This is a genomic window from Chryseobacterium tructae (assembly GCF_030409875.1).
In the GTDB taxonomy this organism is placed as follows: Bacteria; Bacteroidota; Bacteroidia; order Flavobacteriales; family Weeksellaceae; genus Chryseobacterium; species Chryseobacterium tructae.
Map to the genome: position 1 here is coordinate 159,157 of NZ_JAUFQR010000001.1, position 20,597 is coordinate 179,753.

At 35.4% G+C, this 20,597-nt stretch carries 12 protein-coding genes and 2 pseudogenes; 8 read left to right on the forward strand and 6 right to left on the reverse strand.

Going from position 1 to position 20,597, the window contains the following annotated elements:
* Positions 1 to 94 precede the first annotated feature (94 nt).
* Both QWZ06_RS00770 and QWZ06_RS00775 read right to left on the reverse strand, forming a co-directional pair.
* Positions 95 to 2,311 carry an outer membrane beta-barrel family protein gene (locus tag QWZ06_RS00770; RefSeq protein WP_290295242.1) on the reverse strand — a complete coding sequence of 739 codons (2,217 nt, stop codon included), beginning with the start codon at positions 2,309 to 2,311 and terminating at the stop codon, positions 95 to 97.
* Between the two features lie 395 nt (positions 2,312 to 2,706).
* Positions 2,707 to 4,833 (reverse strand): outer membrane beta-barrel family protein, encoded by a 2,127-nt coding sequence (locus tag QWZ06_RS00775; RefSeq protein ID WP_290295243.1) that lies wholly within the window; start codon positions 4,831 to 4,833, stop codon positions 2,707 to 2,709.
* Positions 4,834 to 5,098: 265 nt separating this feature from the next.
* Here QWZ06_RS00775 and QWZ06_RS00780 point away from each other — a divergent pair, with 265 nt between their 5' ends.
* The 3 genes from QWZ06_RS00780 to QWZ06_RS00790 are packed head-to-tail and all read left to right on the forward strand — an operon-like array spanning position 5,099 to position 6,772.
* On the forward strand, positions 5,099 to 6,106 hold the full coding sequence (locus QWZ06_RS00780; RefSeq protein WP_290295245.1) for a sensor histidine kinase: 1,008 nt from the start codon (positions 5,099 to 5,101) through the stop codon (positions 6,104 to 6,106).
* A complete protein-coding gene (locus tag QWZ06_RS00785) occupies positions 6,099 to 6,560 on the forward strand; it encodes a LytR/AlgR family response regulator transcription factor (protein ID WP_290295246.1) in 462 nt (153 codons plus the stop codon). Before QWZ06_RS00780 ends, QWZ06_RS00785 begins: the two co-directional genes overlap by 8 nt.
* Positions 6,557 to 6,772 carry a LytTR family DNA-binding domain-containing protein gene (locus QWZ06_RS00790; protein WP_290295247.1) on the forward strand — a complete coding sequence of 72 codons (216 nt, stop codon included), beginning with the start codon at positions 6,557 to 6,559 and terminating at the stop codon, positions 6,770 to 6,772. The genes QWZ06_RS00785 and QWZ06_RS00790 overlap by 4 nt, the downstream gene beginning before the upstream one ends.
* Before the next feature lie 71 nt (positions 6,773 to 6,843).
* On the opposite strand, the gene QWZ06_RS00795 is transcribed toward QWZ06_RS00790, so the two are convergent.
* The 4 genes and pseudogenes from QWZ06_RS00795 to QWZ06_RS00810 all read right to left on the reverse strand — a co-directional run bounded on the left by QWZ06_RS00795 (position 6,844) and on the right by QWZ06_RS00810 (position 14,414).
* Positions 6,844 to 7,272: a nuclear transport factor 2 family protein gene (locus tag QWZ06_RS00795; RefSeq protein WP_290295248.1), complete on the reverse strand. Its 429-nt coding sequence runs from the start codon at positions 7,270 to 7,272 to the stop codon at positions 6,844 to 6,846.
* Positions 7,273 to 7,580: 308 nt separating this feature from the next.
* The gene (locus tag QWZ06_RS00800) at positions 7,581 to 8,648 is read right to left on the reverse strand and encodes a helix-turn-helix domain-containing protein (protein ID WP_290295249.1); all 1,068 of its coding nucleotides are present in this window, start codon (positions 8,646 to 8,648) and stop codon (positions 7,581 to 7,583) included.
* A gap of 397 nt (positions 8,649 to 9,045) precedes the next feature.
* A pseudogene (locus QWZ06_RS00805) lies at positions 9,046 to 11,312 on the reverse strand (aconitate hydratase).
* 319 nt (positions 11,313 to 11,631) lie between these two features.
* Positions 11,632 to 14,414, reverse strand: a pseudogene (locus tag QWZ06_RS00810) (bifunctional aconitate hydratase 2/2-methylisocitrate dehydratase).
* A gap of 291 nt (positions 14,415 to 14,705) precedes the next feature.
* On the opposite strand from QWZ06_RS00810, the gene QWZ06_RS00815 reads away from it, so the two are divergent.
* From QWZ06_RS00815 to QWZ06_RS00835, 5 genes are all read left to right on the forward strand, one after another.
* On the forward strand, positions 14,706 to 15,479 hold the full coding sequence (locus QWZ06_RS00815) for a WG repeat-containing protein (RefSeq protein WP_290295250.1): 774 nt from the start codon (positions 14,706 to 14,708) through the stop codon (positions 15,477 to 15,479).
* 333 nt (positions 15,480 to 15,812) lie between these two features.
* Positions 15,813 to 17,930 carry a TonB-dependent receptor gene (locus QWZ06_RS00820; protein ID WP_290295251.1) on the forward strand — a complete coding sequence of 706 codons (2,118 nt, stop codon included), beginning with the start codon at positions 15,813 to 15,815 and terminating at the stop codon, positions 17,928 to 17,930.
* A 180-nt stretch (positions 17,931 to 18,110) separates the two neighbouring features.
* Complete coding sequence (locus QWZ06_RS00825; RefSeq protein WP_290295252.1) at positions 18,111 to 18,863, forward strand: HU domain-containing protein; 753 nt, start codon at positions 18,111 to 18,113, stop codon at positions 18,861 to 18,863.
* Positions 18,851 to 19,405 (forward strand): acyl-CoA thioesterase, encoded by a 555-nt coding sequence (locus QWZ06_RS00830; protein ID WP_290295253.1) that lies wholly within the window; start codon positions 18,851 to 18,853, stop codon positions 19,403 to 19,405. Before QWZ06_RS00825 ends, QWZ06_RS00830 begins: the two co-directional genes overlap by 13 nt.
* A gap of 143 nt (positions 19,406 to 19,548) precedes the next feature.
* On the forward strand, positions 19,549 to 20,481 hold the full coding sequence (locus tag QWZ06_RS00835; protein WP_290295255.1) for a 2-hydroxyacid dehydrogenase: 933 nt from the start codon (positions 19,549 to 19,551) through the stop codon (positions 20,479 to 20,481).
* Positions 20,482 to 20,597: the final 116 nt, after the last annotated feature.

The following is a 20,597-nucleotide window of genomic DNA, read 5'->3' on the forward strand; positions in this document are numbered from 1 at the left end:
TGAGATATAATTTTCATTATTTATAAATCAATAAAAATAAAAATGAGGCAGTAATTGTATCACTGCCTCATTTTTGGTTATTAATCATTTAAATCTATTGCTGTCCTTGCTGCATCACTCCGCCGTTATCCTCTTTTTTAGTTTGGTTCAGGATATTCGGATCCTCTTTAGCCAACTTATTTCTGGTAGGAATTTTATAATTGATAGAAATTCCGAAGTTTCTTGAATCGTATTTCGTTCTAAGCATTACACTTTCCCCTGATGGCGGATTGGAACGTACCTGCATTACCTGGCCATTAAAAATATCATTCGCAAAAACCGATACCGTAAGACGATTGTTCATAAACTTTTTAGTCAGGGTAATATCTAAGTTATTGTTAAATGGTTTCTCTGCAGTGAAGTAGAAATAACCAGCTTTTGGCGTCAGATAACTGTAATTCGCTGTTAGCTTAATATCTTTCGGAAGAATCAACTGGGTCATCAAATTGAGAATCCAGAACCCTTTATTGTTGAGATTGTCAATATCATGTTTCTGATATCCTGCATAAATGTACATGAAATTCATTTTGTCAGGATTGAAGTTTGATTTCATAATCTCACCCAGTGACTTCGTAAAAATCTGGAACGGAACAGGAAGCCCAATATTGAAATTATGAATTTTCATATTGGAGATATTAATCTGTTCATTGTAAAGATTTTTACCATCTTTTTTTATGATCTGTGCCACCTGATTGCTTGCTGAGCTTACACTATATCCAATGAATGCATAATCAAAAGCTGAAATTTTCAACTCATAGTTATCAAAAATGGTAGGCTGAAGATTAGGGTTACCATTGATCTGAGTATTCGGCCCGGAGAATGTGGTGTTATTCGGGTTAAGGGCTGAAATACTTGGCAGATTAATTTTTCTGTTATAATTGGCGGCAATATACACCTGGTTCATCAGATTGTACTGTACGCTCGCATTAGGAAACAATTTGAATTTCTTAAATGGTGTCAGATCTTTCTGAACAATAGTTTCCAAGCTATCTTTTCTTGTGACCCCGTAAATGTCATAATTTTCAGCTCTGGCTCCTAACGTGAAATCAAATTTTTTCAATTTAGCCTGAAATTCAAGATAAGTGGAAGCTGTTTGTCTATGATATTCCAGGTTTTTCAATCCTCTACTTTCGGTATTATAATCCTGTCTTTCATACAAACCTCCGGCGCTTACTTTTCCTCCGTCCAGCAATTTGATAGGTTGAGCATAATCTACTTTGAAATTAGCCACCCTCATATCCGATTTATTGTTAAGAACATCATTCATACCGGAATTAAAAAACTCTTGACCATTTTTTGTAAAGTTTCCTTGTTGATAAAAATTATCCTGAAAAAACTTGCTGTCTGCTTTGGTAAAACCAAACTGGAAATCCAATTTTTGTGATTTCTCAGCAAAACGCTTTTGATAAGTTACTACTGCCTCCTGTCTCAATGTATTGGTACGCGCAGCATCGGAAGCTTCAAATTTTGCTTCCCTGAAAGTGTTGGTAGGTTTATCAAAAATATCTGCAAGCCCATTACTTAAAGTATAGTTATCATTATTGTTGTGATAAATATCGTAGTTCAATAATAATTTATCTTGTCCCAGATCAAACGTTAATCCTGACTTGGCAAAATACCCACGAGCATATCGGTCTGTTTTACCGTCTAATAAAACATCCTGTTGGCTGTTCATCATGCTTTCACGATAGTTTTGTCCCACATTAAGCTGCCATCCGAAATATTTATTTCTGGCATTTAAATTCACAGAGTTGGTGGTTCGGCTTCTGTATTTATCGTAATTGGTGAAGGTATAATTTCCGGAATAGGTTGCACTTAAATATTTATTAGCGTTTTTATTCGTAATGATATTCATAATGGCTCCTCCTGATGTTGCAGGAAATTCTGCTCCGGGCTGGGTAACGACCTCAATTCTCTCTACAGAATTGGCGGGCATGCTTTCAAGAAAAGAATTCAGTTCATTGGAGGTAATATTTAAAGGTCTTCCGTTAAGGTAAACGTCCAGCATTTTTCCCTGATACATCATCCCTGCAATGTCTGTGGCAACAAGTCCCGGAAGCTTTTTAATACCTTCCAGAACATTCCCGTTATTAAGCTGAGGTTGTTCAGAAAAATCAAAAATGGTACGGTCAGCTTTTTGTTCAACGGCTTTTTTAGTTTTAGTGATGACAATGCCGTCAATTTGTTTCTCGTTGGTACCGTTATTGTTTTTTTCCTGAGAAAAAGCGAATATCGAGCTTGCCAGCGATATAACGAATAGAGTTTTTTTCATAATGTTTTTACTACTATTCGGTTAGACGTTAAAAAAGGAACTTTGTTACAGGTACTTACATAATTTTATTTTTTTCATAATTAGAATGTTTCATGGTTCCTTATATGAAAGGGTGTTTCTAAATGTTTTAAAATAAGCAGGTAATCATTTGAATATAAGTGTAATGGTGACTCATGGAAGTTTAGGAGCTGAAACTGGGAGCCGGAAGTGATAAGACCTTAAAATATTTGTGTTTTTATCCTTTTTCAAGGACGTTTTATGGCCATAGTTTATCATTGTTTGACTAAAATTAACTTCCAGCTTCTTTCTTCCAGCTCCATCCTTTTATCTTCTCTAGTTAATTAAAATTTTCACGGTTATTAGTTTTTGTATAGAGAAGGTTAAAAGTTTTTAAATTATTGAGCTCTTTGTTTCTCTTCAAAATTAACAGCTCTATTATTTGACTTTACTTTTTGATTTCCAAAATTATAAGTGAAACTTATATTCAGTCTTCTGGCGTCCCAATAATTATTAAATGACTGGGTATTATCAGCATAATAAGCATCCCCTATAAATCTGCCCTGTTTAAAGATGTCAGTTATTGAAAGATTAACCTGTAAAGCTTTTTCCATAAAGCTCATTTTCACTCCGGCATCTAGGCTGCCCATATTTTTTTGATAGGTATTTCCATCTCTGGACGGCAATGTTTCCCAATAATTAACAAACAGGAAAAATGTTTTAGCCTTATTGAGCTGAAAAGTATTCTTTAAAGAATAATAAAAGGACTGTCCGCTCTTTGGAATAAGATTGAATTTTGTAATCTGTGTTTCATTATAGCTGAAAGAAGTAGAGATATTGGTTTCCCAGAATTGAAAAAAGGTATCTGTGTAATTGAAATTTATACCATAAGTATCCTGATTGTAGTAATTATAATAGCTGCTGGTAACAGATTCTTCATTAAGAAATAAGATCTGACCAAAATTATTGGTTGTTCTCTGATAATAAAGATTGGTAGAAAGCTTATTTTTAAAAATATAATTAAATTCAATGTTATCGTTGAAAGAAGGCTGTAGCTCAGGGTTTCCCGTAGAATAACTGCGCGGATTGGAATACCATCTGAAAGGATTCAAAGCGTGAAAATTCGGACGGTTAATTCTTCTGGAATAATTAATACTGAACTGGTTGCTGCTATTGGCTTTATAAGATACATAAGCAGTAGGAAAGAACTTTCCATAATTGTTTTCAGCTTGTAATTGTGTAGTAGGAGAGAAGCTGCTGGTCTGAACATATTCATAACGGAGACCAGCCTTGGCCGACCACTTTTCACCAAAATCTTTACTGGCACTTATGTAGGCCGCGTAATTTTTTTCATTGTATTCAAACTGGTTGGTTTTAGTCAAATCAATTTCATAGTTATTATTTTTCAGATCAAAATATTCAATAGTTGAATTGTTGGAGAACTGACTGTGTTTGGCTCCGGTTTCTACCTGTAGTTTTTTGAAATTTAAAGTAAGATCTGCCTGTGCGGATGAAATTTTATAATCTACTGCAGATAAATTTCGAACCGTTTCTTTTGAATAATCAGATAGATCTGTTGTGATAAAGTTGACCTGAGTATCCGGTACATTTCCATAATAATTATATCCAAGGCTTAGTTTGTGGTCTCCAAATTTATGATCGAAATAAGTGTTTACCATTTGTGTGGTAAAAGCCGAACGATGCTTAGAATCTGTTTCTGTTAATAATGTAGGGGTATTTCCGGTGAAATAATTTTGTGTCGAATAGATATCCATATCAAGATCTCCTTTGGTGATATCATAAATGAATCCTATAGACGATTTATCCGAAAGAGAATAATCAACATTAGCATTCAATCCGAGACCTTTATACATATCCCTTCTTTCGTCTCTGCTGAATGATGATTCTTTCCCTATGATCTGATAATTTTCTACAGAACGTTTTGCCGTATCAAATCCTTGAAGCTTTAGAGTGGCTTTTACCTTTTTATCCTGATAATTAATTCCTGTTGCGCCTCCAAAGCTACCATACGTTCTTTGAGTGTAATAGGTGTTTAAATAACCACTCCAGCCAAGATCTATATTCTTTTTTAATACAATGTTGATGATTCCACTATTTCCCTGAGCCTCATATTTTGCCGGCGGCGTGGTGATTACCTCAATTTTCAGGATGTTTTCTGAACGAAGATTTCTCAGGTAGTTAATCAATTCAGCTCCGGAAAGGTTAAGCATTCTATCATTTACCATTACAGAAACTCCATTTTTCCCAGCAATAGAAAGAAGTCCTTTTTCTTCATCCATCTTAAGTAGTGGAGTGCTGGCTAATACTTCAGAACCGTTGCTTCCTTGTGAAAACATAGAGTTTTGAACATTATAAACAAGACGGTCTACCTTACGCTCTACCAAAGCTTTTTTACCATTTACAGTCACAGTTTCGATTGATTTTACATAGTTGGTAGAATCTTTTGTTTGCCCAGCTGTAAAAGAGCTTATGAATGCGGTGATAAGGAGAATATGTTGCTTCATGTGAGTATCAGGTTCTGTTTTGTTATTTTCTGAAGCAAAGGTATTGGCAATGCTCTCTCCTTGAAATAGCCTTTAGATGAAGGAGTAGGTTTAACCTGTGAAGTTATTTTCGTCGATAAAATAAGCCGGTTTATCGAAAATTGGGTTTTTGATGAGGCGGATCAGCTATTTTTGTGTTCTGAAATCGCCATGATTTGTAAATATAAGTATTGATGAAGGTGACGCGATTGTATATGACCTTTAAAAGACAATGAATAGCTAACATATGAAACAAAAACAATTGCTTTTCCTACATATCTTCTATTGGACGATGTATTTAGTAGGTACCATTATTGTTCCTTATTTTATTTTTAATAAAGAGCATATTATCTTTGGGCTGACTTATTTTATGACCAGTTTTATATGCTTTTATTTCAATTACTTTTTTATTGTTCATCGTTTTTTTGACATCAAGAAGCTGTATAAGACCATTCTTGGATTTTTTATCAGTGTAACCTTCTTTGTTTTGGTACGTTATTTTACTGAAGAAGTAGTCTTAAAGCATTTTTTCGGAATCATTAATTATCCGGAAGGAACAGAGTTTTGGTATTATTTTTTTGACAATATTTACAATAGCGTGACTCCCATTTTTATAAGCACTGTTTTTTCTTTATTTAAAATATATTCCTCGCTTGATGCAGAAAGGCTTCAGCTAGTAGAAGAAAAGAAAAGTGCAGAACTGAAGGCTTTAAAAACGCAAATCAATCCTCATTTTATTTTCAATACCTTAAATAATATTTATTCATTGGTGTATCAAAAATCAGAAAAAGCTTTACCTGCCATTGAAGAACTTGGGCAACTGTTGAGGTACAGTACAAAAGACTTGGAAAAAGACTTCATTGCCTTGGATAAAGAGATTGGTTATATAGACAGTTTAGTGGAACTTGAAAAGCTGAGGCTCAGAACCCCTGAGCTTATTCTTGTGGAGAAAGATATTCAGCATCCTCATTTGAATATTTCGCCAATGCTACTCGTACCATTTGTAGAGAATGCTTTTAAACACGGGGATCTTCGTGGGAAAGGATTTGAATTGAAAATTTCTGACCAAGATGAAATATTACATTTTTACCTTTTGAATTTTAAAAAAGATAGAATGAAGGATGCTGTTTCAGGAATTGGTATTCAGAATGTGAAGAAAAGGCTGGAAATATTATATCCTAAACACGAGCTTAATATCAAAAACTCGGAAACCGAATTTATTGTAGATTTAAAAATTGATTTACGGGATGAATAAAATAAAATGTATCATTGTTGATGACGAACCTCTGGCGATTTCACTTCTTGAACAATATGTACAGAAAATTCCTTTTCTTGAGCTGGTTTTTTCTACAGAAAACCCTATTGAAGCATTAGAATATATTCAGAATAATGATTCAGACCTCATCTTTTTGGATATTCAGATGCCTGAGCTTACAGGAATCAATTTTATGAAAATTGTCGGAGTTAAACAAAAATATATTTTAACAACAGCTTATTCGGAATATGCCTTAGAGGGTTATGAACATAATATCATTGATTATCTTCTGAAACCTATATCATTTGAAAGGTTTCTCAAAAGTGCTATGAAGGCTCAGGAGCGCTTTTCTTTCCACGATGAAGAAGCTCATTTCTTCGTTAAATCTTCGGGGCAGCAGCATCGAATCAACTTTAATGAAATTCTTTATATTGAAGTATCAAGGACTATGTGAATATCAGAACAGCTGAGGAAGAATACATTGTTCTTGAGACGCTTAAATCTATGGAAAATCAGCTGCCTGATAAGTTTGTAAGAATTCATAAATCTTTTATTATTAACCTTGATAAAATCAAAAGTATCGGGGCTAAAAAAGTAAGTCTGCCTGAATTGGAGATCCCAATAGGAGATAGCTATAGAGCTAATTTATTGTATAGGCTGAAATAAATTTTGAGAATTCAAACCTTATAGGTTTCAAAAACCTATAAGGCTAATATCTTGAAACCATTCTATAGTTTCTAATTATCTTTTGATATCTCTTTTCTGGTTGAAATTTTGTCAACGATGTACCATCTGCCTTCTGTATACATGAGGTTAAAGTAATCTATGAAAATATATTTCGCCGTTTTTATCTCGCATTTTGCGGCGGCAATATTTCCGGTGATATCAAGGCTTAATATTTTAGACCCTATGTTTTCGACAGTGGCTTTAGGCCTAAACCCGCTTAAGTAGGTTTTCCTGTCAAAGACAACTACTTTATCTTCTTTCAGGTTTTTAAGTTTACAAGTACTGTGCATTGCTTTTCCTACCTTCAGGGTGTCTCCTCTCTTCCAGCCGTCAAAGTACATTTCTATTGTTTCTTTTATTAGGGCTTTAGAATTGTTTTGTGAATACACATTCATGCAACAAAAAAGAGTTAATACGAAAATCAGGTTTTGTTTTTTCATTTTTATTTAATTTTTAGAGTTTGTTTAGATTCTATTCAAATATTTTCATCGATATCATTTTCAGTTTCTTTCAATGATCTTGAAATTCTGAATTGTGCATGAAATTATACTTTCAAATATCCAGATATGAGCTTTAGAGAAGAATTTAAATGATTGATAAAAATTTAAATTTTGGACAGGTTTACTACCTCATAACTTAAATTTTATGAAGCCAAAAGTATAAGAGAATTATAGAAAAAAAGTTCTGAAATTGAAATTCAGAAGTGCAGAATTATAAAATACGACTTATTGGAAACCGGAACATAGCATTATGATAGTTTACAACGAACCTCCTCATTTTCCTGAAAAGCCTCACGGTAAAGGAGAGGAGTTGTTTTTTTTATTTTTTTGAAAGTAGTGAAAAAAGTAGATTTGGAATTGAACCCGACTTCATAACCTATCTCTTCTATTTTAAGATGAGTGGCATTTAGTATTCTTTCACAAGCTTCATGGATTCTATACTCGTTAATATATATAGAAAAATTTTTGCCGAGGTTATCGTTCAGCAGTTGTGAAAGTCGGTGGGAAGAGATATTCAATTTAACCGCCAGATCACTCAGCTTTAGATCAGGATTCTTATAAAGCTCTTCGGTTTTCATCAAATTCTCCAGTTTTGAAACAAAATTATCTGCCTGAGCTTCTGGAATTTTTTTATTAGCATATTTATTTACTTTCCCATTTTTCGATATAACTTCATTTTTCCTGTTGAAAAAGAATAAAAAATTGAGATATAATAAAAATGAAAAAGTAATACTTCCTGCGATATATGCTCCTTTTATCCAGCCTATTAAAAAAAACAGATAGGCCAGAAAAATAATTACGTTACTGAAATATATAGAAGAGACATGTGTTTGAGATGCCCATTGTTTATTTTTAATATATTTTACATATTCATATCCTGCCCATATAATGAATAATGCCCATTCAATATAGATGAGTTGTACTATATAGTGGTTCCATAAATATGGATATTCAGCATAAGAAATAAAATACCCACCTATAATGATTATTCCTGTAAGGATTCCGAATACATATTTCCAACTCTGTATATCAGATTGGTTACGAATCTCTAATGAGCGGATAAAATAATATAAGGCCGGACCTATCAGAAGACATGCCGACAAGCCTATTTGCAGGTAGATTTTTGGAAGATCACGATCAAAATATATAAAAACCGATTTTCCGATTCTAATACTCAACATAAGCAAAAGCACACCTAAAAACAAATGAGACAGATCTTTCTGTTTTTTCACAAACAATAAATAAATCCCCAACAATAGCCCATTGAAAGCTCCTATTGCACTAAAGAAGAAGAATAACTGTTGTCCGAAAGTCATTTGTTTGTAAATTGATTGCCTCGTGTAAAAATACTAATTTCTGGTTTTCATTTTTAGATGTTGATTTTTTTATTAGATCTTTTTTCAATACTTCATTACATCATCAAAGCTATCAGTAATTAAGACTTTATGAATAGAGCCATATCAGAGAATATATTGTTCTTAAAATAGTATAGTGAAGGGTATTCAAACCTATAAGGTTTAGATATGTTTTCTATCATCAATCTGCGTAATCCGCAAGATCTGCGAGAGATTAAAAAATGTTCTCATGTAGATTTCGGAGATGAAGCAGATTTTTAAGTTTTGGCTAAAGCCATTGGAATTATTGAAGTAATAAAAAAGGTGGCTTCTCCTGAAGCCACCTTTTATAATTAATCGATCTAACAATTAATTCTTATTATTTCTCTTGTTTTTTAATCAAGTTCAGTGCAGAACCAGCCTTAAACCACTCGATTTGTTGATCGTTGTAAGTATGGTTGGCCATGATGATGTCTTTAGTTCCATCTTTGTGAACGAATTCTAAAGTCAATTGTTTTCCTGGCGCAAACTGATCAAGATCTAAGAAGTTAACAGTGTCATCTTCCTGGATTTTATCATAATCAGCCTCATTAGCAAAAGTGATTCCTAACATTCCTTGTTTTTTAAGGTTTGTTTCGTGAATTCTTGCAAATGATTTTACCAATACCGCTTTTACACCAAGGTGTCTAGGTTCCATAGCAGCATGCTCTCTTGAAGATCCTTCACCATAGTTTTGGTCTCCCACAACGATTGTTGGAACGCCTGCAGCTTTATAAGCTCTTTGTACAGCCGGAACTTCACCATATTCACCCGTTAATTCGTTTTTAACGTGGTTGGTTTCCATATTGTAAGCATTTACAGCTCCAATCAACATGTTGTTGGAAATATTGTCAAGGTGACCTCTGTATTTTAACCAAGGGCCAGCCATAGAAATATGGTCAGTAGTACATTTTCCGAAAGCCTTGATCAACACTTTAGCCCCTTCGATGTTTTTACCATCCCAAGCCGGGAATTCTTCTAATAACTGAAGTCTGTCTGAAGTAGGACTTACATTAACAACAACACTAGATCCATCCTCAGAAGGAGCCTGATATCCGTTGTCATCCACTGCAAAACCTTTTGAAGGAAGTTCATATCCTTTAGGTTCGTTAAGTTTTACCTGCTCGCCAGCTTCATTAGTTAAAGTATCTGTAATAGGATTAAAGTCTAATCTACCGGAGATCGCAACAGCAGCAACCATTTCAGGGGAAGCTACAAATGCATGGGTATTGGGGTTACCATCAGCTCTTTTTGCAAAGTTTCTGTTGAAAGAGTGGATAATAGAGTTTTTTTCTCCTTTTTCAGCGCCTTCTCTGTCCCATTGTCCTATACATGGGCCACAAGCATTGGTAAAGATTCTTGCATTTTCAAACTTTCTAAAAGAATCTAAGAAACCGTCTCTTTCGGCAGTGAATTTCACTTGCTCAGAACCAGGGTTAATACCTAAAATAGCTTTAGGCTTTACTCCTTTTGATACGGCATCCTCTACAATAGAAGCAGCCCTTGATAAATCTTCATAAGAAGAGTTGGTACAAGAACCGATCAATGCCCATTCTACTTCTAATGGCCATCCGTTCGCTTCAGCTTTTGCTTTGAATTCAGCAACTGGAGTCGCTAAGTCCGGAGTGAATGGTCCGTTTAAGTGTGGAGTCAGTTCAGAAAGGTTGATTTCAATTAATTGATCGAAATATTGTTCAGGGTTAGCATATACCTCAGCATCACCTGTTAAGTGTTCAGCAATTTTATCAGCGGCATCTACTACATCCTGTCTTCCTGTAGCAGTCAGGTATCTTCTCATAGAATCATCATACCCAAAAGTAGAAGTCGTAGCCCCGATTTCAGCACCCATGTTACAGATGGTACCTTTACCAGTAGCGGAAAGAGATTCTGCTCCTTCACCGAAATATTCTACAATACATCCTGTACCTCCTTTTACGGTAAGTATTCCTGCTACTTTTAAGATAACATCTTTAGCAGAAGTCCATCCGTTCATTTTACCGGTTAATTTAACCCCGATAAGTTTAGGCATTTTAAGCTCCCAGGCCATTCCTGCCATTACGTCTACTGCATCAGCACCCCCTACACCAATAGCAACCATTCCTAGTCCACCAGCATTTACAGTGTGAGAGTCAGTACCAATCATCATCCCTCCAGGGAAAGCGTAATTCTCTAATACAACCTGGTGAATAATACCTGCTCCCGGCTTCCAGAATCCGATTCCATATTTATCACATACGGAACTTAGGAAGTTGAAAACCTCAGAGTTTTTGTTGATACCTTCCTGTAAATCTTTATCAGCACCTACTTTCGCCTGAATTAGGTGATCTGCGTGAGCCGTTGAAGGAACAGCCACTTTAGTTTTTCCAGCCTGCATGAACTGTAAAAGCGCCATTTGCGCTGTGGCATCCTGCATGGCTACTCTGTCTGGTGCAAAATCTACATAAGAGTTTCCTCTTTCATGTGCTTGTGTAGCATTTCCTTCCCAAAGGTGGGTGTAAAGAATTTTTCTGAAAGGGTAAGAGGTTTTCCCACGATTTGTCTTGCCGCAGCAATTCTTTCCGGGTAACGCTCGTACACTTTTTTGATCATATCAATATCAAAAGTCATATCGTATTTAGTTTTGTTCTTTTTTCATTAATATTTCCTTTTCTTCTGTCTGAAAAAGAAAAATCATTTTTTTATACATCAAAAAACGTTCCTATAATCTATGGATAGGCTGATTCTGAATATAAAACCAAGAGATTTTATCACTTTCAATTTAAGAAAAAATAGATTCTATTTTCCTGATTTTCTCGGAAAAAAATTGTATTTCACTTAAAATAGAACGATTCTAAACAAAAAAATGAAAGATTTTAAATCCTAAACGGACTAAAATCTTTCATTCATATAATTTTCAATAGTCTTGCGACCTATTTTATCAATGCTGTTAGTGAGCGCTTGTACTGGTTAATTCTTTAATAGAAGGTACAAAAGTCGTTAGGTCAATACCTTCAACGGCTGCTTTATATTCCTCAATACTTGGAATTCTTCCGATGATCGCAGAAAGAACAACAACCGGAGTTGAAGCCAATAAAGATTCACCTTTTTTACGTTCAGAATCTTCTACCACCCTTCCTTGGAAAAGACGAGTTGAAGTCGCTAAAACAGTATCTCCTTTCGCTGCTTTTTCCTGGTTACCCATACAAAGGTTACATCCAGGACGCTCAAGGTACATTACATTTTCGTATTCTGTACGAGCTTCACCTTTAGGTGCGTTATCATTAAATTCAAATCCTGAATATTTCTCTAATAATTCCCAGTCACCTTCAGCTTTTAACTCATCAATGATATTGTAAGTAGGAGCAGCCACTACTAGAGGAGCGCTAAATTCTACTTTACCATTTTTCTTTTCAAGGTTTTTCAACATCTGAGAAACTATTTTCAAGTCTCCTTTGTGAACCATACAAGATCCTACGAAACCAAGATCTACTTTTTTCTCACCACCATAGTAAGAAAGATCTCTGATGGTATCGTGAGTATATCTCTTGGAAACATCATCGTTGTTTACATCCGGGTCAGCAATCATAGGTTCTACAATTACATCAAGATCTACAACAACTTCAGCATAATATTTAGCATTAGAATCCGGAGTAAGAGCTGGTTTTTCACCTGATCTGATCTCTTCAATTCTCTTATTTGCTTTGTCAATTAATCCCTGAAGAACTTGGTTGTGGTTATCCATTCCTTTGTCGATCATGATCTGGATTCTGCCTTTAGCAATTTCCAATGATTCGATTAGGGTATTATCTTCAGAAATGTTGATAGACGCTTTTGCTTTCATTTCAGCAGTCCAGTCTGTAAATGTGAAGGCCTGGTCAGCAGGAAGTGTTCCGATGTGAACCTCAATGATTCTTCCCTGGAATACATTCTCTCCTCCAAATTGCTTCAACATCTGAGCCTGAGTAGCATGAACTACATCACGGAAGTCCATGTGAGGCTTCATTTCACCTTTGAAAGTTACTTTTACAGATTCAGGGATTGGCATAGAAGCTTCCCCTGTAGCTAGTGCAAGAGCAACCGTTCCAGAGTCAGCTCCGAAAGCAACTCCTTTAGACATTCTTGTGTGAGAGTCACCACCAATGATGATTGCCCACTCGTCTACAGTGATATCATTAAGAACTTTGTGAATAACGTCAGTCATTGAGTGGTATTCACCTTTCGGGTCACGAGCTGTGATCAAACCGAAATCGTTCATGAACTTCATTAGCTTAGGAATATTAGCCTGAGCTTTTTTATCCCAAACAGAAGCCGTATGACATCCTGATTGGTAGGCACCGTCAACAACCGGAGAGATTACAGTAGCTGCCATTGATTCAAGCTCCTGAGAAGTCATAAGACCTGTCGTATCCTGAGAACCAACGATGTTTACCTGTACTCGTACATCCGAACCTGCATGTAATACTTTCCTGGTGTAGTTCCTACAGCATTTCTGTTGAAGATTTTTTCAACCGCTGTAAGCCCTTGCCCTTCGTGAGAAATTTCTTTAGATGGAGCAAAAACAGCAGGAGCTTCAACCCCTAAAGTTTGAGCAGCAAATGTTTGTAGTTTCTTACCGAATACAATTGCGTAAGATCCTCCAGCCTTTATGAATTCCATCTTTTGTGGCGTGAAAGACTTGGTAAGGTCAATCAGTTCCTGATCTCCGTTATATAATTTCTTTTCTTTTGTATTAATAGTTAAAACAGTTCCTGTAGCTACTGAATAAGCTTCTTCAAGAACGATATCACCATTTTCGTTACGAACAACGTTTCCGTTTTCATCTACTTTCTTCACCCAGTTCTTAAGGTCAACACCGATACCTCCGGTAACGTCAACAGTAGTAAGGAAAATTGGAGAAATACCGTTTGTTCCTCCAACGATTGGAGCAATATTCACGAATGGCACGTAAGGGCTAGCTTGTTTACCAGTCCATAAAGCCACATTATTTACCCCTGACATTCTGGATGAACCTACACCCATTGTTCCTTTTTCAGCGATAAGCATAACGCTTGCATCAGGATGTTGTGCCTGTAAAGCTTTGATTTCTTCCTGAGCTGCAGGAGTAATCATACATTTACCGTGAAGTTCACGATCTGATCTTGAGTGAGCCTGGTTACCCGGAGAAAGTAAATCGGTAGAAATATCTCCTTCACCAGCAATAAAAGTAACTACTTTGATTTCTTCAGCCACTTCAGGAAGTTTTGTGAAGAATTCAGCCTGTGCATAGCTTTCTAGAATTTCTTTAGCAATTGCATTTCCGCTGTTGTATGCCTCTTTTAAACGGTTAGTGTCCGCTTCATAAAGGAAAACCTGAGTTTTAAGAACGTCTGCAGCTTGTTGAGCAATAGCAGCATCGTTACCTAAAGCTAAGTCTAATAATACTTCGATAGATTTACCTCCTTTCATGTGAGATAATAATTCGAAAGCGAAAGTCTGAGAAATTTCTTCTACTACGGATTCACCTAGAATGATTTCTTTTAAAAATTTAGCTTTTACACCTGCTGCACTTGTTGTTCCCGGTAGGGTGTTATAGATGAAAAATTTAAGAGAGTCCGTTCGATCTGCATTACCCAAATCTTTGATTTGTGCGATGATTTCGCTTAGTAATTCAGCACCATCAATTGGCTTTGGATGAAGCCCCTGGTCTTTTCTTTCTTCAATCTCTTTGATGTAATCCTTATAAATATTCATAATAGAAGGTCTTTCAATATTAAAGGTAGAGTATTTCGCTGCTTCTTTACTGGTCTGTATAAAATACAATTAATGACATTCTGAGATCTCGCATGTGATGCAACATTAACCAAAGAAGGTCAGCATAATCTACATTTTTTTAAAAGTTTTTTAAATTATTAAACAATTCAAAATGTTCCCCAAAATTACGAAATTTTACGATTTTATAAGAATGAAATTATTTAGATTCTTTATAAATATGAATTTGATAATTTCTATTTTTGGCCGTAATTTTGCAGACAAATGGTGAATATGAAAAATATCCTGAAAGTTTTGTGCGTTTTTATTTCGATTTCTGTTTTCTCACAGACTCAATTTGTGAAGAAGCCGACAACAAAAAACGTTACAAAAACTGCTGTGAAAAAAGAGAAAAATGTCGTAACCAGGCATAATTCCGATTTGATAGTTATCAATAAAGATCTTCCACTTCTTATTCCTAAAAAGAAGGGTGATAGCTTTGGGTACGTTAATCAAAATGGAAAATATATTATTCAGCCGGAATATCATATTGCCGTATTTTTTTATGAAGACTGTAATCTTTTGAATTCTCCTAATGAAAAAGTGAGAAAATTTGGATCAAAAGAGTATGCAACTGTAGAAAAGAATATGATTTCCTACCGTGTCAATCATTCAGGAAAAAGAGTATATCAGTTTAAAGATTCCGATCTTGGAAAATGTAAGTTTGGAGAATACAAACAACAGCTTTTCCAGGCATATGTTCTTAATGGTTTCTACGGAATTATTGAAAAATCAAAATTCGTTAATGCTGCAGATTACCGTCAGTATCAAATCTATCCGCAATATCAATATCTCTACATTATGGAGGGAGATGATGTTGCAGATCCGATGATTGTTGCTTCAAACAATGATAAATTCGGAGTTATTGACGTGAATAATAAGGTGATCATTCCTTTCGAATATTCAAATATTAAAAGAAATTTCAGCTGGAAACTGGGAAAAATGTTTGAAGTGACAAAAGATGGCAAAAACTATTATTACATCGATGCCAATAACAAAACATACTAGAATATAAGTGATGAATGATCATTTATAAACCATGATGTTCATGACTAATGAAGATTTTTATAACTCTACTTTTTTCATATAACAGATCCTCTTATCATTATACTTCTTATCATCTCGTAACCAAATACCTCGTATCCCAGAACCTGCAGATAATATCTCATATATTTTTGTAATTTTGCGGCTGAAATAAAGGGGTGCTTTAACAGGCTGAGATTATACCCACTGAACCTGGAACAGGTAATGCTGTTTAGGGACATCAACTCCATTGAGGGTTGAATTTGTATAATATCTTATCGATCCCCTTTTATTCATTAAATGTCAAAGATTTATAGAATGAAAGGATTATTTTTTTTAGGGCTTAGTGTAGGCTCTGTAGCCTTTATCCAGGCTCAAAACACGGATTCTCTGAAGATCAGAGAAATAGAAGCGGTTAGTTTTACCAAAAGACTTCCTGTTGCTAAGGAAATCATCAATGTTCAGAAAGATTTGGATGGGAAAAACCTGGGACAAGATCTCCCTATTCTTTTAAAAAATCAAACTTCAATTATTTCTACTTCGGATGCCGGAAACGGTGTGGGATATACAGGTTTTAGGATTCGTGGTGTTTCCGGAACAGCCATCAATGTGATGATGAACGGAGTTCCTTATAATGATTCTGAAAGTCAGGGTACCTTTTTTGTGAATGTTCCGGATTTAACGAGTTCCGCATCACAAATTGTTATTCAAAGAGGAGTAGGGACATCCAATAATGGAGTTTCTGCTTTTGGAGCAAGTATCAATGTGATTTCAAAAGATCCGGAAGAAAAGTTTTATTTTAAAACGGATGATAGCTATGGCTCTTTTAACACCTATAAATATTCAGCAGAGCTAGGTTCCGGAAAATTCTGGAAAAACCGTCTTTCTGTAATGGGAAGATACAGCAATATTCATTCAGATGGATATATAGACAGGGCTTCTTCTGATCTGCATTCTTACAATTTTACAGCCTTGTTTGAGGAAGGGAAAACCAAATTGCGTTTAATGGCTTTTGGGGGGAAAGAAAAGACGTATCAGGCATGGAACGGGATCAGCAGAGAAATGTGGGAAACCAATCCAAGATTCAACAATTCGGGTAAAATTGTGGATGCTAATGGTAATATTACTGGATTCTATGATAATGAAACAGATAACTACAGACAGAATCATTATCAGTTACTTTGGGAACAGAAATTCAATGACCGTTGGAACCTTGAGACAACTTTTCACTATACGAAAGGAAAGGGATATTACGAAAACTATAAGCAAGCAAGCTCTTTCTCTAAATATCAACTGCCTAATATTATTGAGAATGGGGTAACGATTACCAAATCAGATTTTATCAGAAAAAAATGGTTAAATAATGATTTCTACGGGGTTGTTTCTACCCTTTATGGGAAGTTTGAAAATCTGGATCTGAACTTTGGAGCAGTGGCCAATCAATACTATGGAAGACACTACGGAAACGTTACCGGAGTCTTTTATCCGCAGATTGATGAGAGTGAATATTATAGAAACCGTTCTGTAAAAAATGAAGTCTCTGGTTTTGCAAAAGCTTTATACAGATTGAATGATTTTGAATTCTTTGGAGACTTGCAACTTAGAAGTATCAACTATAATACTAAAGTCATCATGGCTGGCGACGATGATGGTGCTGATCTGGATAAAAACTGGCTGTTCTTTAATCCAAAAGCAGGGGTGAACTATAAAATAGACGGCGGAAAGGTATTCTTGTCTTATGCTCATGCTCATAGAGAACCCAACAGAGCAGATATCATGGCCAATAATGATGTAAAGCCTGAGAAGCTTCATGATTTTGAAGCTGGTTTGGAAAAACAGTTCGGATTTTTATCTTTAACCGCGAACGTTTATTACATGTATTATGTAAATCAATTGGTGTTGAATGGCCAATTGAATAGTGTTGGGGCATTTATTAGAACAAACTCAGGAAAAAGCTACAGACGTGGAGTAGAAATTGGAGCCTTGGCTAAACTTTCAAAACAATGGGAAGTTTCCGGTAACTTTACTTTAAGCCAGAACAGAAATCAGGATTTTAATATAGAAGTTGGGAAAGTGCCTGTAAGTCTTGGGAATACACAAATTTCATTTTCCCCGAATATGATTGCCAATTTGGGAGTGAAATTCAATCCAAATAAAAATTTCCAGTTTGCTTTAATGAACCAATATGTTGGAAAACAGTATCTGGATAATACGGAAGATAAAAATCTGGAGCTTAAAGATTATTTATTGACCGACTTTAATGCACAGTACCAGTTTAAAATAGGAAACAATGATATTGCATTAAAACTATTGGTGAACAATCTGTTTAACAAAAAATATGTGAATAATGGCTCCGTAACTGAAGAAGGCAGTCCACTTTATTTTGCTCAGGCAGGAACCAACTTTATGTTTGGTATCAGTTGGAAGATTCAATAGATTGAAAGAAAGTAATGACTGTAAATAAGGGGATTGCAAATTTATCCTTAAAGAGATCGTAGATCATGAATGGTGAACCTGTTTTAATATGAAATACTCAAAAGGCTGCTTCGGCAGTCTTTTTTTATATCCGTTAAATATCTTCAAAAAGTCATGAAAAAGTTATAAATTTGCTGCCAAATGAATATTTCAGCATACATTTTAGAATATTTAAAACAATTTGGAACTGTCACGGTTCCAGGCTTTGGGGTGTTTTCTCTGAAAAATTCTAAGGCGATTATCAATTCCGAAAACGGAAGTATACTGCCTCCTGCCAGTCAGATTGAATTTACAATTGACTATGAAGTACAGGCAGATGATCTTACTGCTTTTATTGCCAGAGAAAAACAAATGTCCAAAGAAGCTTCCAGAAGTGATCTGAAGATACAAACTGATTTTTGGAAGAAAAAGCTTCAGGCAGAACAGGTTCTTGACATTCAAAACTTGGGAACTATCTTTATTGAAGAAGGACACACTCATTTCAAAGGGAAAAGAGTGGAAGCGGGACGCCCGGATTTTTTCGGATTAGAAGAGATCAGGTTCTCAGATATTAATAACGGCGAGAAAGTAAACACCTCGGAAAACCGCGAAAAGGATTATAAATTCAAGAAAACCATTCTTTGGTTCTTCCTGTTGATTATTCCGATTCTGGGTATTGCCTACTTTGCATTTACCCAAAAGGAGCTTCTCTTTGGAAAGAAATCCTTTAATAAAGTGTCTGTACAGACCTCTACCCACAGAATTGTAAAAGATACGGTAAAGGTAATGGTACATGCTCCCGAAACTCCGGTTGCAGATTCCCTGAAGAAAGATTCATTGGTAAAACCTGTCGGAAAAGCTACAAAAACAGTTCCGGCTGCTCCAAAAAACACTAAGAATAAATGGCAAAAATAAAAACTGCGTCAGAATCCCTGACGATTATGACAAATATCGTTCTTCCGAACGAGACCAACTCTCTAAGAAATCTTTTTGGTGGTGAACTTTTAGCAAAAATGGATAGATGTGCTTCCATTTCTGCGGCTAGACACTGTGAAAGAAGAGTGGTAACTGCATCTGTGAATCACGTTTCGTTTAATCATCCAATTCCTGAAGGAGGAGTAGTTGTGTTGGAATCTAAAGTTTCCAGAGCATTCTCTACTTCTATGGAGGTGTATGTAGATGTTTGGTCTGATGATCCTATTAATCAGAAAAAAATCCATACCAATTCAGGTATTTATACTTTTGTTGCGGTAGATGAATTCAACCGCCCGATCCCAATTCCTGATATGGTGCCGGAAACAGAAGATGAAAAAGAAAGATATGCTGCTGCATTCCGTAGAAAAGAACTTTCATTGATTCTTTCCGGAAGAATGAAGCCTTTGGAATCTGTAGAACTTAAGAAATTATTCCAGGAACCTCAAGAAGAGCCTCAATCTTCTAAAAAGGATAAGAAATAAAACTTTGAAATGCTTTTAATACGGAATACCCAAATTAAAAGCATTTTGTTTTTTTATCCCTTGTAGTAAATCTATAAGCACCTTTATTTGAAATGATAATGGTGTTATTTGTGAAATAAATTAGTGTCATTTGTGTTTAAATTATGAAAATTCTCCTTTTAGATAAAAATCACCCGCTTATTACAGAACAGCTTTTAGCTAAAAACTTCATCTTAGAAGAAGATTTTACTTCCACTTACGATGAGGTTTGTGATAAAATCAAAAATTATGATGGAATCATCATCAGAAGCCGTATTCCTTTAGATAAAAACTTCCTTGAGCAGGCGCAGAATTTAAAGTTTATTGCAAGAGTAGGTGCCGGGATGGAAAATATTGATATTCCTGTGGCTGAAAAACTAGGTATTCAATTAATCAACTCTCCGGAAGGAAACAGAGATTCTGTAGCGGAGCATGTTGTTGGAATGTTATTGGTGTTAATGAACAGGCTTTTCATTGCTTCCCAGGAAGTGAAGAACGGGATCTGGAAGCGTGAAGAAAACAGAGGGGATGAATTATTGGGGAAAACCGTAGGATTAATAGGATACGGAAATATGGGAAAAGCTACGGCTAAAAGACTTTCAGGTTTTGGTTGTAAAGTGATCTTCCACGATATTCTTCCTGGACTTTCCGATGATTTTGCCACTCAGGTTACACTGGATGAGTTGAAGCAGTCTGCAGAAGTATTGAGTTTACATATTCCTCTGACTTCAGACACTCATTATCTTATTGATGAAACGTTTATTTCTGAGATGAAAAATGACTTCTATTTCGTCAATACTGCAAGAGGGAAAAATGTAAAAACTAAAAGTTTAGTAGAAGCCTTGAAGTCGGGCAAAGTAAAAGGAGCGTGTTTAGATGTATTGGAATACGAAAAGTCCTCTTTTGAACATCTTGAAACAGAAAATGAAGATCTAAAGTATCTGTTGGAATCCGAAAAAGCAATGGTAACGCCACACATTGCAGGCTGGACGCACCAGAGCAAAGAGAAATTAGCTCAGTTTATTGTAGATAAGATTGTTGCTTCACATTGTTGTTAAGTAATACATAAACGACATCAATAAGGCTGATAAAGTAAAAGATATCATAAGAACTTTCTCAGCCTTATCTGTTTTTACCCGTTTTATGGTTTTCCTTTTTGTTCTTTCCCTCTTTT

What these genes read in the sequence shown, in the direction of transcription:
- QWZ06_RS00770 (WP_290295242.1), bottom strand. Translation starts at nt 2,311, where the DNA reads ATGAAAAAAACTCTATTCGTTATATCGCTGGCAAGCTCGATATTCGCT.
- QWZ06_RS00775 (WP_290295243.1), bottom strand. Translation starts at nt 4,833, where the DNA reads ATGAAGCAACATATTCTCCTTATCACCGCATTCATAAGCTCTTTTACA.
- QWZ06_RS00780 (WP_290295245.1), top strand. Translation starts at nt 5,099, where the DNA reads ATGAAACAAAAACAATTGCTTTTCCTACATATCTTCTATTGGACGATG.
- QWZ06_RS00785 (WP_290295246.1), top strand. Translation starts at nt 6,099, where the DNA reads ATGAATAAAATAAAATGTATCATTGTTGATGACGAACCTCTGGCGATT.
- QWZ06_RS00795 (WP_290295248.1), bottom strand. Translation starts at nt 7,272, where the DNA reads ATGAAAAAACAAAACCTGATTTTCGTATTAACTCTTTTTTGTTGCATG.
- QWZ06_RS00800 (WP_290295249.1), bottom strand. Translation starts at nt 8,648, where the DNA reads ATGACTTTCGGACAACAGTTATTCTTCTTCTTTAGTGCAATAGGAGCT.
- QWZ06_RS00815 (WP_290295250.1), top strand. Translation starts at nt 14,706, where the DNA reads ATGAAAAATATCCTGAAAGTTTTGTGCGTTTTTATTTCGATTTCTGTT.
- QWZ06_RS00820 (WP_290295251.1), top strand. Translation starts at nt 15,813, where the DNA reads ATGAAAGGATTATTTTTTTTAGGGCTTAGTGTAGGCTCTGTAGCCTTT.
- QWZ06_RS00825 (WP_290295252.1), top strand. Translation starts at nt 18,111, where the DNA reads ATGAATATTTCAGCATACATTTTAGAATATTTAAAACAATTTGGAACT.
- QWZ06_RS00830 (WP_290295253.1), top strand. Translation starts at nt 18,851, where the DNA reads ATGGCAAAAATAAAAACTGCGTCAGAATCCCTGACGATTATGACAAAT.
- QWZ06_RS00835 (WP_290295255.1), top strand. Translation starts at nt 19,549, where the DNA reads ATGAAAATTCTCCTTTTAGATAAAAATCACCCGCTTATTACAGAACAG.